The following is a 13,825-nucleotide window of genomic DNA, read 5'->3' on the forward strand; positions in this document are numbered from 1 at the left end:
TTTCAGAATAGGAAAATGAATGTGAAAAGGAAATTTTTAAAGGTTTTAAGTTCAACAGTAGTGGCAGCAGCATTACTTGGCCCAAATGTCGGCTTAGCAGAAAGAGGACCAAATCCGACAGGCGGAACGAATCTTTCTACCGAAGCATTCCTAAATTATGACGAACTTGTAAAAGAATTAAATCAACTTGAGCAAGCGAGTGCAGGGAAAGTCAATGTAGAAGTGGCCGGAAAAACGAATCAGGGTCGTTCCATTCAAAAAGTGACTGTCGGTCATGGTGACAAAGTCGTTCTTATTCAAAGTGAAATTCATGGAAATGAAAAAACAGGAACTGTCGCGTTATTGAACATTCTTAAAAACCTTGGTCAAAGTAACTCACCTGAGGTAAAGAAAGTGCTTGATGAACTAACGATCGTTGCTATTCCAATGATGAACGTAGACGGCTCAGAGCTTGATCGTCGTGGAAATGAGATGACATGGTCTGAAGTTGTAGGTAAATTCCCCCAACTTTCTAATGCAAAACCTACTTGGAACTATTACACTACTCCCAGATCAGGAGACGACTATGCTAGCAAACCAGGATTTGATGTTAACCGTGACTTCAATCCTGACCTAAATTATGTACCAAAGCCTCAAGACTTCCCGGGAGCATCTGAAAAGCCGGGCTGGTTTATTACCCCCGAAGCGCAAACGGTACGTGACACATATAAAGGGTTAAAATCGAAATACGGGAAAGTGGATGTTTTTATCGATCTTCATCACCAGGGGTTCCCATATATCGAAGGAACTGATGAGCGTGCAACTATGTCAATATCAGGAAAGTTCGTTCCTAACCCAAGCACTCCAGAAGGTGCTAAATATGCAGAGTATGCAGATAATTTTAAATATGATTTCTCCCGTCAGTTGACACTTACTGCTTATAATGCACTGCAAGCAAAAGGGAATTCAGTTTTTACAAATATTTCATTATACGATCAATCCATTGACCTGCCAGGAACTGCTTTAGGGACGTTTGCTTTAAATGGAAGCGGGACGGTTCTATTTGAGGTTAGTGGTCAAACACAAAACTTTGGGCAAAAAGAAAAAGGCCAGCTCGTAAAAACGGTTGAAACGGGGCTAATGGGCATTATCAATGGTGTAACAGATGGATCTGTCCATAATCTTAATCCATCCGACTATGAAAAAATTCCTGAAAGTTCATCTACACCTGGAATGTAGTCAATTTTCAAACTTAATTAAAGGGGGCTGTCCGCCAACTGGCACCGAATAATTATCGGGGTCAGTTGGCAGCACAGCCTTTTTTAGTTGTCCATATGACAGGGGTAAGTCCATATCAAATAAAGGTTTCAGCCTTTCCTTGTTAATGAATCCTACACGCACACGACAATCTCTCTGGAAAAAATGCCTTTCCTGGCCACACAGCGATCGGCAATCTCAAATCCAGCTTCTTCAATCATATGATCCATCGTATCGATCGTTACGACGACGACCTTATCAGCAAAGCTCCTTGCGTGTTTAAGGATTGATAGCTGATCCTCCGGCGTCGCATGTGTATATAGATTATAAGGCATATCGATAATCGCTACATCATATTTACTGGTGACCTCCGAAATCGGACCTGTAGTTACATCACCTTCGAGTCCGAAATAGGCAATGTTCTCCCTTGAACCGTCGGTAACAAGCGGATTGATATCCCGGCCATCAATATTGATTCCCATCGAAAGGGCTTCCACCAATACCGTTCCAATTCCGCAGCATGGGTCAATTGCCTTCACCCCAGCCGGATGTGGAACGGCAATGTTGGCAATGGCCCTCGCCACTCTCGTGCTAAGCGCAGTTGAATATTCACGGGGCTTTTTCATATGTTTTAACCAAACCGCTTCAGGTTTGACATACTTCCCAAAATACCAACGACCGCCAAGCGTCACGATTCCAAAGACCTGATCTGGATTACGTACATCGGCATTTCCCTGAATGTGCCAGCCAATCTCCCGTTCAATTTCACGCTGTCCATCATAATCTATTTTTGCTTCATTATTCAAATCATTAATTTTAACGAATAAAACTTTGAACGTCGAATCGGGCAAATGAATTTCCTTAACTTGCTCAACGATTTCGGATATGCTTTCCCCTTCAAACATGATATCGACCCGCCCTTTTATAAATGGGCTCCTGCTCGGTTCAATTGCTACGTCACTTTTCAAAATATCCCCTGAAGTCTCAAAGCCAAAGAACGAGCGCATCTCCATTTTAGATAATGAGCGTTCGTCAGGGGTGCATGTAAAGGTATATATATAGGCCGGTTTGCGGCTATGATTAGTCAATCCATTCCCATCCTTCATTACTTTAGATTATATCTTTCTATCAAACATAGCCGTAATAGTATAGAAAAGCAAATGGAATCGTGCAGAAAAAAGCAGGAATGCTTTTTATTCAGCATTCCTGCCACTATATTTTTCATTGTTCCATCATCATTAATCCAATTTATACAGCCGGCTATTTATATACTTCGCACGGGCCTCAATGAATTTCAGGATGTATTCGGGCTCATCATCAAATTGCTCCTTATTCCCCTTGATATATGGATCTTTTGATACATAAGGTCTTATTTGATCATGCATTTCCTGAATGATAGGTTTCATATAGGCCACGTTATAATGACTGTTCAAAATCTCCTTAAGAAGTTCTTGGTACCTGACACGAAATCCCTTTACATCAAGGATTCTAGCAGTCAATGTATTGAACCCCCCGATTCCCACATAATCCTCTTCCATCACTTTCCCGTTAACATCCCTGCCCCATGTCGCATCATAATCCCATGGAATCATTTCAAATAGACCGGTATCCCCATTTCGATACAAAGCATAGTTATGAACGAACCCATCATAGTTTTGCGTGAATATGACACCGGCCAGCCAGCGCAGGTACTTTTCCACATCGACATATTTTACGATTTCCTTTTCAAAATCCACTCTTGAAATTGTATTGATTTGGAGGATCAGCTCTTGTAAATATAATTCCTCCTTTTCTGTCCCGCATTTTTTTTGATAGCCCATCTCCAATGATTTTTTGATTCCTTTATCCAAATCGCTCATCAATGAGAAATTGGCATCACCATCCACTGCATAGAAAATGGACCCCTTGGGGAGCCCCCTTTTCTTCAAATAATATTCATCCACCGATTCCAATTCGAGGTATATCCCTTCGTCCTTTCCGTTCATATTCAGGAAAACGAACTGGGAGTTCGGTGACAAGGTGCCTATATCCGCAAAAAAATCTAAAGATAATTTATTTCTTAGTAAAGATATATCTTTATATTCGGCATTTAAATGAACTTCCTTAGCATGCTTAAAAGTATTAGGTTTATAAAAGACTACATTATAGGATTTTTTCCGAAAACTTCGGATATGTGAGCCACGGTAAACAATATCAATATCAAGTTTTTTTTTGTTGATCGTTAACTTTGCAGGTAAAGGATCATTGCACCATATATCTCTGCGAAGCTCCATTAAATTAACTGGTGGAATAAAAAGCTGATACACAGGCAGCTTCTTGTCAGCATTCATATAACCTAACCCTTCCCTTTCACTTTCCTATTAAATTATGGAAAAAAAGCGAGGGGTGTCACCAAAAACAAATATTTAATAAAAATGTGCTAATATCTCTGGCATATTTCGTACAAGCGCATAGTTTAACGTATAGAAAGGGGGATATATAAATATGTCTGACATCAATCGTGATATACAAAATGCGGTGGATAGAGCTAATTCCTTCGGGTTAAGCGATTTCATGCATAATGACCCATGTTCAAAAGGCCGTTCTTCACGGAAAAACAACAATAACAGGCGAACTTCCCGCAGAAGCACTAAACGTTGCACGAGCAGGAAGCGGTCCACTTCCGGCACGCAAAGGCGCTCTTGCTGGAAACGGAGATCTACATGCAGCACACAAAGGCGCACGAGCAGGAGGAGATCCACTTGCAGCACACAAAGGCGCACGAGCAGGAGGAGGTCCACTTGCAGCACACAAAGGCGCACCAGCAGGAGGAGGTCCACTTGCAGCACACAAAGGCGCACCAGCAGAAACCGGTGTTCCATATGCAGCAGACAAAGGCGCTCCAACAGAAACCGATGTTCTTCCAACCACTGCAGTTGGCTTTGCTGCAATAACTTTTGCAATAAACGGAATAGGTGCTTCTAGTTTCATGGTTCCGTTTTAATGTACAACTAATATTTTTTTATTGGATATTAAGCTTTACTTTAAAGTCCAATATCTATAAAAAAACACAAACTCGTCCTATAGGGGCGAGTTTTGTGTTTTTAAATTATCACGATCGTTATATCCATTCAATGTCCCGTTCCTTAAACAATTAACAACACTGCCATTTATAATGACAGTGGATTTTATTTCATGTATCTGAAACTTTAAAAAAGGATCCTACCCTCTTACATACGGTAGGACCCTTTTCGGTTTCACTTATTTAACGGAGACCAATTCGAACTGTGCATACACATCCTTCAGCCCTGCTTGAATGGCTTGACCAGCCTTCCCACGATAATGAATTCGTACACGATCAATCAATTCTTCAATACCATCTTTCAGGCAATAACCGCGCAGCAGTTGACGGATGAATTCCCTGCCATGCTCTGTAGCAAGCGTACAGGAAGCCTCGACTATTACTCCATATTTAAAGTCAAGCTCCACCGTGATCGTGATCGAATCATATATATTTCTCGCTGCCATCCCTTGAGGAAGTTTTGCATGCCCTGCAATAAAGTAGGTGTTCATCATCTGATTTGATCTCCTCTATCTATAGTTAATGTACGGAAACTTGCTCGAAGGGCCATGCAGGCAATTGCTTGCGAAGCTCTTTATCTTGTCTATAGCCAAGTGCGTATTCACCCTGCATTACAGTATGAATCTCACGGGTTCCTTCGTAAATGACCGGAGCTTTTGAATTCCGCAGAAAACGTTCCACTGGATATTCATCCGAGTAGCCATAGGCACCATGAATTTGAACGGCATCATTGGCCGCTTCATTAGCAGCATTACATGATATCCACTTGGCAAGTGATGTTTCCTTCGTATTCCTTTTTCCTTGATTTTTCAAGGTGCCCGCTTTAAAGACCAGCAATCTGGAAATCTCTAAATTCGCTGTCATCTTGGCAATCATCTGTTGAACGAGCTGATGCCTGCCAATCTCTTTTCCGAATGTGCTTCGTTCATGGCAATACTTCAAGCTTGCTTCCAGGCTTGCTTCTATTAACCCTACAGCACCTGCTGCCACTGTAAACCGGCCGCTGTCCAATGCCGACATGGAAATTTTAAAGCCCTCACCTTCTTCACCAAGCCTATTCTCCACCGGAACTTTTACATCCGTTAAAAAGATCTCGCCTGTATTCCCGGCACGAATTCCTAATTTCCCTTTAATGGCTTTCGACTCCACTCCCTCGAAAGTCCGTTCCACGATAAAGGCAGTGATTCCCCTTGAACCGGCATCATGATCCGTCTTGGCGAAAATGAGGAAATGATCTGCATAATCACAGAGCGAAATCCATGTTTTTGACCCGTTTAAGATATAATGGTCCCCAACACGTTTTGCCGTTGATTTCATTGCCGCTACATCAGACCCTGCATTCGGTTCAGTCAGCCCAAAAGCACCAATCTTGATTCCTTTAGCCTGGGGCACTAAATATTTCTGTTTTTGTTCTTCCGTCCCCCATTGCAGCAGGGTCATGCTATTCAACCCTGTATGTACAGAAACTGCAGTTCGGTAAGCCGTATCGCCTCGCTCCAGCTCTTCACAAACGATGGCCAGGGTATTATAATCCATTCCGACCCCGCCATACTCTTCGGGTATACACACGCCCATCAACTGCAATTCAGCTAACCTTTTTAAAATATGCGGCTGGAATTGACCTTGCCTATCCCACTCTTGTATATATGGAATAATTTCCTTATCCACAAATTTCCTTACCACTTTCTTCACACTTTGCTGCTCTTCTGTTAATTCGAAATTCATCATTAAAATTCCTCCTAAATAATTTTATTTTCCTTGAATTTGCTTATTTGTTCTGGACTATATCCTATTTCAGCCAAAATGGAATCGGTATGCTCGCCATAGAGAGGCGGATGCTTTCTCATGGTAACCGGTGTTTTTGAAAGGTTCAGGGGAGATCCCGTCACTTTAAGATCTTCGATTGTGGGATGTTCCATGCTCACCAACATGCCTCTTGCGATGATTTGCGGGTCCTCGAACATCTCTGCTATATCATTAATCGGACCATTCGGTATCCCTGCATCATCAAACAGCCTTTTCCACTCCTTCTTTGTCTTAGCTCTCAACGAATCCTCTATTATCGGTATTAATTCTTCCTTGTTTTGCAAACGTTTTTCATTATGTTTAAACTGTTCCTGTTCCGCTAAATCAGGTCTGCCTATAACGGTTGAAAATCTCCTGAACTGATCATCATTTCCTACAGCCACGACAAGCTCGCCATCGATTGTCCCGAACGTCTGGTATGGGACGATATTGGGATGTTGGTTCCCCATTCTTTCAGGGGTCAAGCCACTGAATAAATAGTTGCTGGCGACATTCACCAATGAAGAAACCTGACAATCCATCAATGAAATATCAATCTCCTGTCCTTCCCCCAATTTATCCCTATGATGTAAAGCGGATAAAATGCCAATGCATGTATACAAGCCAGTCAATATGTCAGCTATGGCCACTCCGACCTTCACGGGACTCCCATTTTTCTCTCCGGTGATGCTCATCAAACCACTCATCGCTTGAATGATATAATCGTAGCCTGGCAAATCTTTATAAGGACCGGTTAAACCAAATCCTGTAATCGAGGCCATGATCAGTTTGGGGTTGATTTCCTTTAAATCCTCATAACCCAACCCCAGTTTTCCCAATGTGCCTGTCTTGAAATTTTGAATCACTATATCCCCTGAAGCCACCAACTTCCGGAAAATCTCTTTTCCTTCCTCAGATTTTAAATTCAAGGTCATGCTTTGCTTATTTCGATTCGCACATAAATAGTAAGCGCTTTCTCCTTGGGCGAATGGCGGCCCCCAGCCTCTCGTTTCATCACCTGACTCATGATGCTCGATTTTAATGACATCGGCACCCAAATCGCCGAGAATCATTGAACAAAACGGCCCCGCCAAAACACGGGATACATCGATAATCCTGACTCCCTCCAAAGCTCCATTCATATCATCACCCCTTTCAAACTGTCGTGGATACACAAAAAAGAGCCAGTAAAACCAACAATGTCATTACATTGAATGTTTCACTGACCCTTATCCACGAACTGTCTTCCTGCAAAGGAAGATCAAGTGAACCAAGTCAATTTTTATGGATTCCAGTTTTTTATGTCAAGCCGGCCATGCAACAAGGTAACTTGTTGTCATCGGTTTGGTAAATTAAGTATAGTTCCATTTTTTGAATTTTGCAATAATTTTGTTTGTGTGTTTTATTACATCTGCGATATACTCTTTAGCATAATTCCCGTATACTTCCAGGACTCCCCACCATCCAAAGTAATCGGAATTGCCTTTACTCGTTTGGCATGTGATGATTGAATAGGTATAACTGTCAATATATGAATTTTACATATTATCAATTGTCGCACGGCAGACAAGGAAATGTTAAAAAGGGGATGGCGCTATGGACAATAAAAAAATGGAAATAATCGAAGCGATCAAGAAATACCACAGAATCATCATTCATCGTCATGTAAATCCGGACCCGGATGCATTGGGATCACAACTCGGTTTAAAGAAGCTATTGAAGGACTCATTCCCTTCTAAAGAAGTCTATGCGGTAGGCGAGGAAATGGATAAGCTTCTATTCATAGGTGATATGGATGTCATTTCCGATAACAAATACAAAGATGCCTTAGTGATTGTTTGTGATACTGCCAACATTTCACGGATCAGTGATTCCCGATATGTTCATGGAGACATGCTGATCAAAATTGACCACCACCCCGAATACGAACAATTCGGTGACATTTCTTGGGTCGACCCTTCTTATAGCTCTGCAAGTGAAATGCTTGTTGATTTATTCTTGGAATTTCCAGAAGGCTTCATCATGGATAAAGAAGCGGCTAAATCTTTTTATGCAGGAATACTTAGTGATACAGGGAAGTTCACGAATGGGAATACCACTCCCAGGACATTAAAAATGGTTTCGCACTTAAGAACCTATAATATTCAGCCAGAAAGAATCCATAACAGCCTTAATGTTAAGGCGAAAAACGCTTCCCGACTTCAAAAAGACATACTCATGAGCTTCAAGGTAACGGATAAAGGGGTAGCTTACTTCATTATTACGGACGAGCTTTTAAATATGTATGGTGTGGATCGCCTCGAAGCTTCGAATTTAGTCAATACGCTATCAAGTGTCAGGGACAATAAAATCTGGGCTTTCTTCATCGAATATCCTTCTGAAATCCGTGTCAGGATACGTTCACGGAATATTCCCATCGCATCAGTAGCACGTCAATTCAATGGTGGAGGACATTCACTGGCTTCAGGCGCTACCATTCATTCCTGGGAGGAGGTTGATCATGTTATCCAAGCATTGGATCAAGTCTGTCCATAACAGGGAGTTCATGACCTGAGGAGTTTATATGGGGGATTATTTCCCCGCTTAATTAAAATGGATAAATCAGGCCTTTTAAAAAAAGCGCCAAAGCCAGGATGGCTGAGGCGCTTGCTTGTTTCCATTCATTTGGACGCTTCTTCAAGAATTGATAAATCGATCATGCCTTTTATATCACTGCTAGGGATATAACCCGCTTCTTTGCTTATGTCGGCCATTTCTTGAATGACTTGCTCATTAACTTCAGTTGTCACTTCAAGGCGTGAAAATGCTGAAGCCACTTCTTCTTTGCTTAATTCTTTTCCAGTCAGTTCCTTCAAATGCTTAATAACCAATTCTTGGCTCTCTTCAGGGTTGTCTTGAATAAATTTCACCGCTTTTTCATGCGCTTTCAAATAGGAAGCAGCGAGCCCCTTTTTATCCAAGAACTTCTGGCTTGCAGCCACTACCGTGTTAGGTGAATCTTTTCCCCATGCAAATTGTTCCCAGTCAAGCACCAGCTTTCCTTTTGCCTGATTTTCCAATACATACCCCCATGGTTCCTGGGTCGCTGCTGCATCGACTGATTTTTGAACAAAAAGGGCGGTTGTGTCAGCAGGTGCTGCCGCATACAGTTCAACTGTGCCCCCATTTGTAGTCGGTTTTAAATCTACATCTTGAAGGGCCTTCCTAAGCATGACATCCTGTGTGCTTCCAATGACGGGAATCGCTACCTTTTTACCGTCCAAATCTTTTAAATCCGTTACCTTGCTGCCTTCGCTAGCTACAAGTACGGCACCTCCATTAACAGCCCCGGAGATCAGGTGGTATTCAGGGTTTTTCACGTAAAAGTTAAGCAATGGACCAGGCCCGACCGTTCCGACATCAATGGCGTTTGTAGCCATTGCTTCCATGAATAATCCGCCATTGGCCACTGTTTTGGTTTCAATCTTGACATCTTTACCGAACTCTTCTTCGAAAAAGCCTTTTTCAAGTGCTATGATCGTTGCACTGTGGGTTAGGTTAGGAAAATAACCAATTTTCACGGATTTCCCACTGGCCCCTTCCCCTTCTTCATCATTACTGCTGGATTGAGTGCATCCGCTTACTATTCCGATTAACAATACAGACAGAATAAGGGCAAAGAATGATTTTTTCAGCATATTTTTCTCTCCTTTTTAACTAGTATTTTATTAAACTACCGTTACTTCACTCCCCATTTCAGTTGAACATTGCGTTCAAGACGGGAGAAGACGACATTATCCACGATTGTTCCGATGATTGCGATGATGATCATCACGGAGATGACCAAATCCATTTGTCCCAGTGATCTGCCCATTTCCAGCATTTGGCCAAGACCGCCTCCCCCGCCAAGTAATTCACCTGCCATCAATGCACGCCAGGAAAAGGCCCATGCAATTCGGAGACCGGATATTATTTGCGGGACGGATGCTGGTAAAATCACCGTGCGAAGAAAATGAAACCCGGTCGATCCATATGTTTTGGCAACCCGCTGATACAACTGTGGTACATTCCGGAAGCCACTTGTTGCATTAACCGTCATCGTCCAAGTTGCGCCGATGGTGACGATGAAGAGGATCGAAAAATCATTCAATCCAAACCAAATGATCGCTAAAGGGAACCACACGATACTCGGGATGGACTGTAATGCCGTCACGACGAATCCTAAAGTGTCTTCGACCAATTTAAAGCGCCAAATGAAATATCCTAATATCAGACCTACTATAATCGCAATCATAAAGCCGATCAGGATACGGCCAAGGCTTTTTCCGATGGCTTCGGTTATTTGTCCGCTCATCAGTCCCTTAAACAGAGTTTCCAAAACCTGAGTCAGGCTCGGGAACATGAAGTCCGGAAGACTGGAAAGTCTAGATATGACTTCCCATATCCCCGCTATCATCGCGATGAATATGATTCGTCTTAAAGCTGTAATCATTCCCCATTTCCTCCTTCAGCACTTTTTCAATTTCCTCCTGCAAAATCGATAGAACCCTTTGTTCTGTATGCAAAGTTACACTATCCGGCATAACTCCATCTTTCATGGAAGGAACGGAAATCGTCTCTTTGATTTTCCCGGGACGGGTTGCAAAGACGATAATTTTTTCGGAAAGCTGAACAGCCTCGCGAATATTATGGGTAACGAAAAAGATCGTCACTTTAGTTTTTCTCCAGATTTCGAGCAGCTCTTTATGCAAAACCATCCTCGTTTGCTCATCAAGTGCGGAGAATGGCTCATCCATCAACAGGATATCCGGTTCCATAACCAACGCTCTTGCAATGGCAACCCTCTGTTTCATTCCTCCTGAGAGTTGATGAGGATAGGAGTCAACATATCGGCTGAGGTGAACCATCTTTAAAGTGTCCAATGCCTTTTCTTTTGCCTCTTCTTTGGGCATTTTCTTTAACTTCAATCCGTATGTAACATTTTCAAGTACTGTCAGCCAAGGAAATAAACCCGCCTCCTGAAACACGACAACCCGTTCGGGACCTGGCTTCACCACTTTTTTCCCAGCTACACGTATTTCACCTGTATCTGCCTTATCGAGGCCGGCAATCAGATAAAGGAGCGTGGATTTACCACATCCTGAAGGTCCGACGATCGAAACGAAGCTTCCTTTCTCGACCTCTATGTTTATCTTATCGAGCACCTTTATGCTTTCTTTCTTTTCATTCCTAAAACTTTTTTCAATGCCATCTATTGTTAAATACATAAAGTCACCCCACTTTTATATCGCATCGATTTACTAAACATTATTTCTTAATAATGATTAATCCAATGGTTTTTGTCAACTATAAAAATGCAAAAATTCTAATTTATCGGTATCTTTCTATTCAAATGTCAAAGTATTGATAAATATTCCAACCCTACATAAAAATACATATGCACAAATACCATTCAGCAAATAAAAAAACCTGAGCCCTTTTAAGGGTTCAGGCTTAATATATCCATAATTTTCAACTTCAGTTAACCGCGGTCACCGGCACTCTTTCAATTACCTTAAAAAATCCTGCTTCCATACAATTTATCCTTCATCTTTTGTGTCCTTGCATGCAGAGGCTTTTTCAAAATGACACCTAAGATGAACGTGAATAGTAAAAAGAGAATCAAGATAAAAATGTCCTTGCCAGCTACACTCCAGGTTATTCCCCCAACAGATTCACGAAGCAAACCCACAGCATAGGTGAATGGCAAGAAAGGATTAATATGCTGAAAAAAGGGCGGGGTGACTTGAATGGGGAAGGTGCCGCCCGAACTTGATATTTGAAGGACCATCAAAACGACGCTTATCCCTTTTCCAACATTTCCAAGAACGGAAACGAAGGTATAGACAATGAGTGTAAATACCGTACTTATCAGAACGGAAAACAGGATGTACTCAAATTTATCCGCTACATAAACACCGATAAGGACGATATTCCCAACGGAAACACTAAGGGCCTGCATCACCCCAATGATGAAAAATATTAGATACCGCCCGATATAAACTTGATACGGGCTGTAGACCTTTTGAGAAACACCCACGCTAAGCATGGAAATCAATATTGTACCGCCGACCCAAAGGGAAAGTGCCGTAAAGAAAGGAGACATGGCGGATCCATAGTTCGGAATCGGAAAGAGACTGTGTTTATTGAGCAGAACTGGTTCTGAAAAAAATTCACTTTCTTGTTCAATATCATTCCTTAGGAAATCGATCACTTCTTCCATATTATAAGACTTATCAATTTCCCTCATTTTAGAAGCCAGAGCCTTTATTTTCGTTTCGATTTCCGGAAACTTATTCTGTAACTTATCAATATCCTCAGTACGTGTTTCCAATGTTCGATTGGTCTCATTTAACAGCGTCCTCACCTCAGGAAGAACCTTGGTTCCCTCCTCCATCGTAAGCTGGACATTATTCAATATTGCTTCTGTTTCATTCCAGATTTCATTGAATTTTGGTCCCGTTTCCTTTGAATAGCTCTCCCGGAAGCTTGCCAAGACTTGATCATTGTTCCTGCCAAGTTCGATAAGATTTCCGTATGCTCGGTCATTCAGCGCTTGAAGTTGGTTCGAAGCATTATCCCTTAGTTCATCAACCAGCTGTATTTCTGGCTGAAGCACGTTTTTCTCATTAAATTGATTGACTCTCACCAATAAATTATACATACTGTCCAAAAGGTACAGCTCTTTATTTATCCTCGTTACACCTTGTTCCACTAGCTGATCAGACTCATTGCCAGGCAACCCCTGACCCGTTAACCGGTTCGCCAGCACTAAAATGGATTCATTATCGCTCCTTATGTTCGCGATATCATTTTTCAAGAGGGGATTGATCTCTTCGAATGCCTGCCTTGTCGAATCTACATAACTAGAAACGTCCGATACCAATTTGTCCTTCTGCGACGTTATTCCTTCTATTGAATCCAAACCTTCATTGACCTTTTTAATGATATCTTCGGCCTTTTTAACATGTGTTTGGACGGTTTTGATATTTTGTTCAAGCTCAGGCAGTTCACTCTCTAATAAATAAACCATATTCTTCATTTTTTGAATCGTCGGCAACTCGTTTTGCAAGGTGATTCCCAGTTCATTAAAGATTGCAAGGATACTCCCACTGGCTGATTTGATAAAGGTTTTGCTCACATCGTCCACAATGCTGTTGGCACCCGCTGCCGTAATTTTAGGAGCAATGGAATTGATTTTTTCATTAACATAGTAATCAATCTCCGCCTTCTTAGGGTCATCGGTCATGATTGTCGCAATATGTTCGGAAAAGTTCTCCGGAATGATGATGGATGCATAAAAATCGCCCTTTTCCACCTTTGCTATCGCCTTTTTTTCTGAAGTGAACCTCCAGCCCAGATCCTTATTCTCCTTTAACCCCTCCAGGACTTCCTTTCCTATGTTCACGGCTTCGCCATTTAACTCCGCTCCTTTATCATTATTGGCAACACCGACAAGAATTCCTTCCGTATTTGCATATGGGTCCCATGATGCGACAATATTAAACCACGCATAAATGGAAGGAATGAACATGAGAAAGACGACTACGATACAAACAAAGAAATTTTTATAAATGCTTTTTAAATCGTCAATGAAAATTTCCTGAATATTTCTCAAAACATACCCCCGTACAAATGTATTTTGATACTATTATTCGAAGAAATTTCTTAATCGATACTAAGTAAACATATCCATGGATTCATCAAACCAATTAAAAAAGAAGC

At 41.7% G+C, this 13,825-nt stretch carries 12 protein-coding genes and 1 pseudogene; 4 read left to right on the forward strand and 9 right to left on the reverse strand.

Annotated elements, in window-relative coordinates; genetic code table 11:
- Positions 1-21 precede the first annotated feature (21 nt).
- Positions 22-1,218: a M14 family metallopeptidase gene (locus J7I96_RS03290; protein WP_311315175.1), complete on the forward strand. Its 1,197-nt coding sequence runs from the start codon at positions 22-24 to the stop codon at positions 1,216-1,218.
- 152 nt (positions 1,219-1,370) lie between these two features.
- Here J7I96_RS03290 and J7I96_RS03295 read toward each other — a convergent pair whose 3' ends face one another.
- Together J7I96_RS03295 and J7I96_RS03300 are read right to left on the reverse strand one after the other, a co-directional pair.
- Positions 1,371-2,342, reverse strand: coding sequence for a TRM11 family SAM-dependent methyltransferase (locus J7I96_RS03295; protein ID WP_214769067.1), 972 nt, complete (start codon positions 2,340-2,342; stop codon positions 1,371-1,373).
- A gap of 132 nt (positions 2,343-2,474) precedes the next feature.
- Positions 2,475-3,566, reverse strand: a complete 1,092-nt coding sequence (locus J7I96_RS03300) for a CotH kinase family protein (RefSeq protein ID WP_214769080.1) — start codon at positions 3,564-3,566, stop codon at positions 2,475-2,477.
- Between the two features lie 154 nt (positions 3,567-3,720).
- On the opposite strand from J7I96_RS03300, the pseudogene J7I96_RS28735 reads away from it, so the two are divergent.
- Positions 3,721-3,774 (forward strand): annotated as a pseudogene (locus J7I96_RS28735) (hypothetical protein); the annotation flags it as partial.
- A gap of 22 nt (positions 3,775-3,796) precedes the next feature.
- Positions 3,797-4,219 (forward strand): hypothetical protein, encoded by a 423-nt coding sequence (locus J7I96_RS03305; protein WP_214922855.1) that lies wholly within the window; start codon positions 3,797-3,799, stop codon positions 4,217-4,219.
- A gap of 257 nt (positions 4,220-4,476) precedes the next feature.
- Here the strand turns inward: J7I96_RS03305 and J7I96_RS03310 are convergent, their stop codons facing one another.
- Genes J7I96_RS03310 through J7I96_RS03320 form a run of 3 tightly spaced genes read right to left on the reverse strand, consistent with a single transcriptional unit; the run spans position 4,477 to position 7,224 of the window.
- Positions 4,477-4,788, reverse strand: coding sequence for a DUF3870 domain-containing protein (locus J7I96_RS03310; protein WP_214769084.1), 312 nt, complete (start codon positions 4,786-4,788; stop codon positions 4,477-4,479).
- Between the two features lie 28 nt (positions 4,789-4,816).
- Positions 4,817-6,022, reverse strand: a complete 1,206-nt coding sequence (locus J7I96_RS03315; RefSeq protein ID WP_054400504.1) for an acyl-CoA dehydrogenase family protein — start codon at positions 6,020-6,022, stop codon at positions 4,817-4,819.
- 14 nt (positions 6,023-6,036) lie between these two features.
- Positions 6,037-7,224 (reverse strand): CaiB/BaiF CoA transferase family protein, encoded by a 1,188-nt coding sequence (locus tag J7I96_RS03320; protein ID WP_214922854.1) that lies wholly within the window; start codon positions 7,222-7,224, stop codon positions 6,037-6,039.
- Positions 7,225-7,678: 454 nt separating this feature from the next.
- Here J7I96_RS03320 and J7I96_RS03325 point away from each other — a divergent pair, with 454 nt between their 5' ends.
- Complete coding sequence (locus J7I96_RS03325) at positions 7,679-8,617, forward strand: DHH family phosphoesterase (RefSeq protein ID WP_214922853.1); 939 nt, start codon at positions 7,679-7,681, stop codon at positions 8,615-8,617.
- Between the two features lie 125 nt (positions 8,618-8,742).
- Here the strand turns inward: J7I96_RS03325 and J7I96_RS03330 are convergent, their stop codons facing one another.
- From J7I96_RS03330 to J7I96_RS03345, 4 genes are all read right to left on the reverse strand, one after another.
- A complete protein-coding gene (locus J7I96_RS03330; RefSeq protein WP_214769103.1) occupies positions 8,743-9,759 on the reverse strand; it encodes an aliphatic sulfonate ABC transporter substrate-binding protein in 1,017 nt (338 codons plus the stop codon).
- Between the two features lie 41 nt (positions 9,760-9,800).
- The gene (locus J7I96_RS03335; protein WP_214922852.1) at positions 9,801-10,553 is read right to left on the reverse strand and encodes an ABC transporter permease; all 753 of its coding nucleotides are present in this window, start codon (positions 10,551-10,553) and stop codon (positions 9,801-9,803) included.
- A complete protein-coding gene (locus J7I96_RS03340; RefSeq protein WP_214769109.1) occupies positions 10,486-11,328 on the reverse strand; it encodes an ABC transporter ATP-binding protein in 843 nt (280 codons plus the stop codon). The genes J7I96_RS03335 and J7I96_RS03340 overlap by 68 nt, the downstream gene beginning before the upstream one ends.
- Positions 11,329-11,615: 287 nt before the next feature.
- Entirely contained in the window at positions 11,616-13,718 is a 2,103-nt protein-coding gene (locus tag J7I96_RS03345; RefSeq protein WP_214922851.1) for a YhgE/Pip domain-containing protein, read from the reverse strand.
- Positions 13,719-13,825: the final 107 nt, after the last annotated feature.

It is taken from the genome of Bacillus sp. ISL-78 (genome assembly GCF_018613455.1).
GTDB classification, from domain to species: Bacteria; Bacillota; Bacilli; order Bacillales; family DSM-1321; genus Peribacillus; species Peribacillus frigoritolerans.

Coding starts and splice junctions, on each gene's coding strand:
- J7I96_RS03295 (WP_214769067.1), bottom strand. CDS start 2,342: ATGAAGGATGGGAATGGATTGACTAATCATAGCCGCAAACCGGCCTAT.
- J7I96_RS03300 (WP_214769080.1), bottom strand. CDS start 3,566: ATGAATGCTGACAAGAAGCTGCCTGTGTATCAGCTTTTTATTCCACCA.
- J7I96_RS03305 (WP_214922855.1), top strand. CDS start 3,797: ATGACCCATGTTCAAAAGGCCGTTCTTCACGGAAAAACAACAATAACA.
- J7I96_RS03310 (WP_214769084.1), bottom strand. CDS start 4,788: ATGAACACCTACTTTATTGCAGGGCATGCAAAACTTCCTCAAGGGATG.
- J7I96_RS03315 (WP_054400504.1), bottom strand. CDS start 6,022: ATGAATTTCGAATTAACAGAAGAGCAGCAAAGTGTGAAGAAAGTGGTA.
- J7I96_RS03320 (WP_214922854.1), bottom strand. CDS start 7,224: ATGAATGGAGCTTTGGAGGGAGTCAGGATTATCGATGTATCCCGTGTT.
- J7I96_RS03325 (WP_214922853.1), top strand. CDS start 7,679: ATGGACAATAAAAAAATGGAAATAATCGAAGCGATCAAGAAATACCAC.
- J7I96_RS03330 (WP_214769103.1), bottom strand. CDS start 9,759: ATGCTGAAAAAATCATTCTTTGCCCTTATTCTGTCTGTATTGTTAATC.
- J7I96_RS03335 (WP_214922852.1), bottom strand. CDS start 10,553: ATGATTACAGCTTTAAGACGAATCATATTCATCGCGATGATAGCGGGG.
- J7I96_RS03340 (WP_214769109.1), bottom strand. CDS start 11,328: ATGTATTTAACAATAGATGGCATTGAAAAAAGTTTTAGGAATGAAAAG.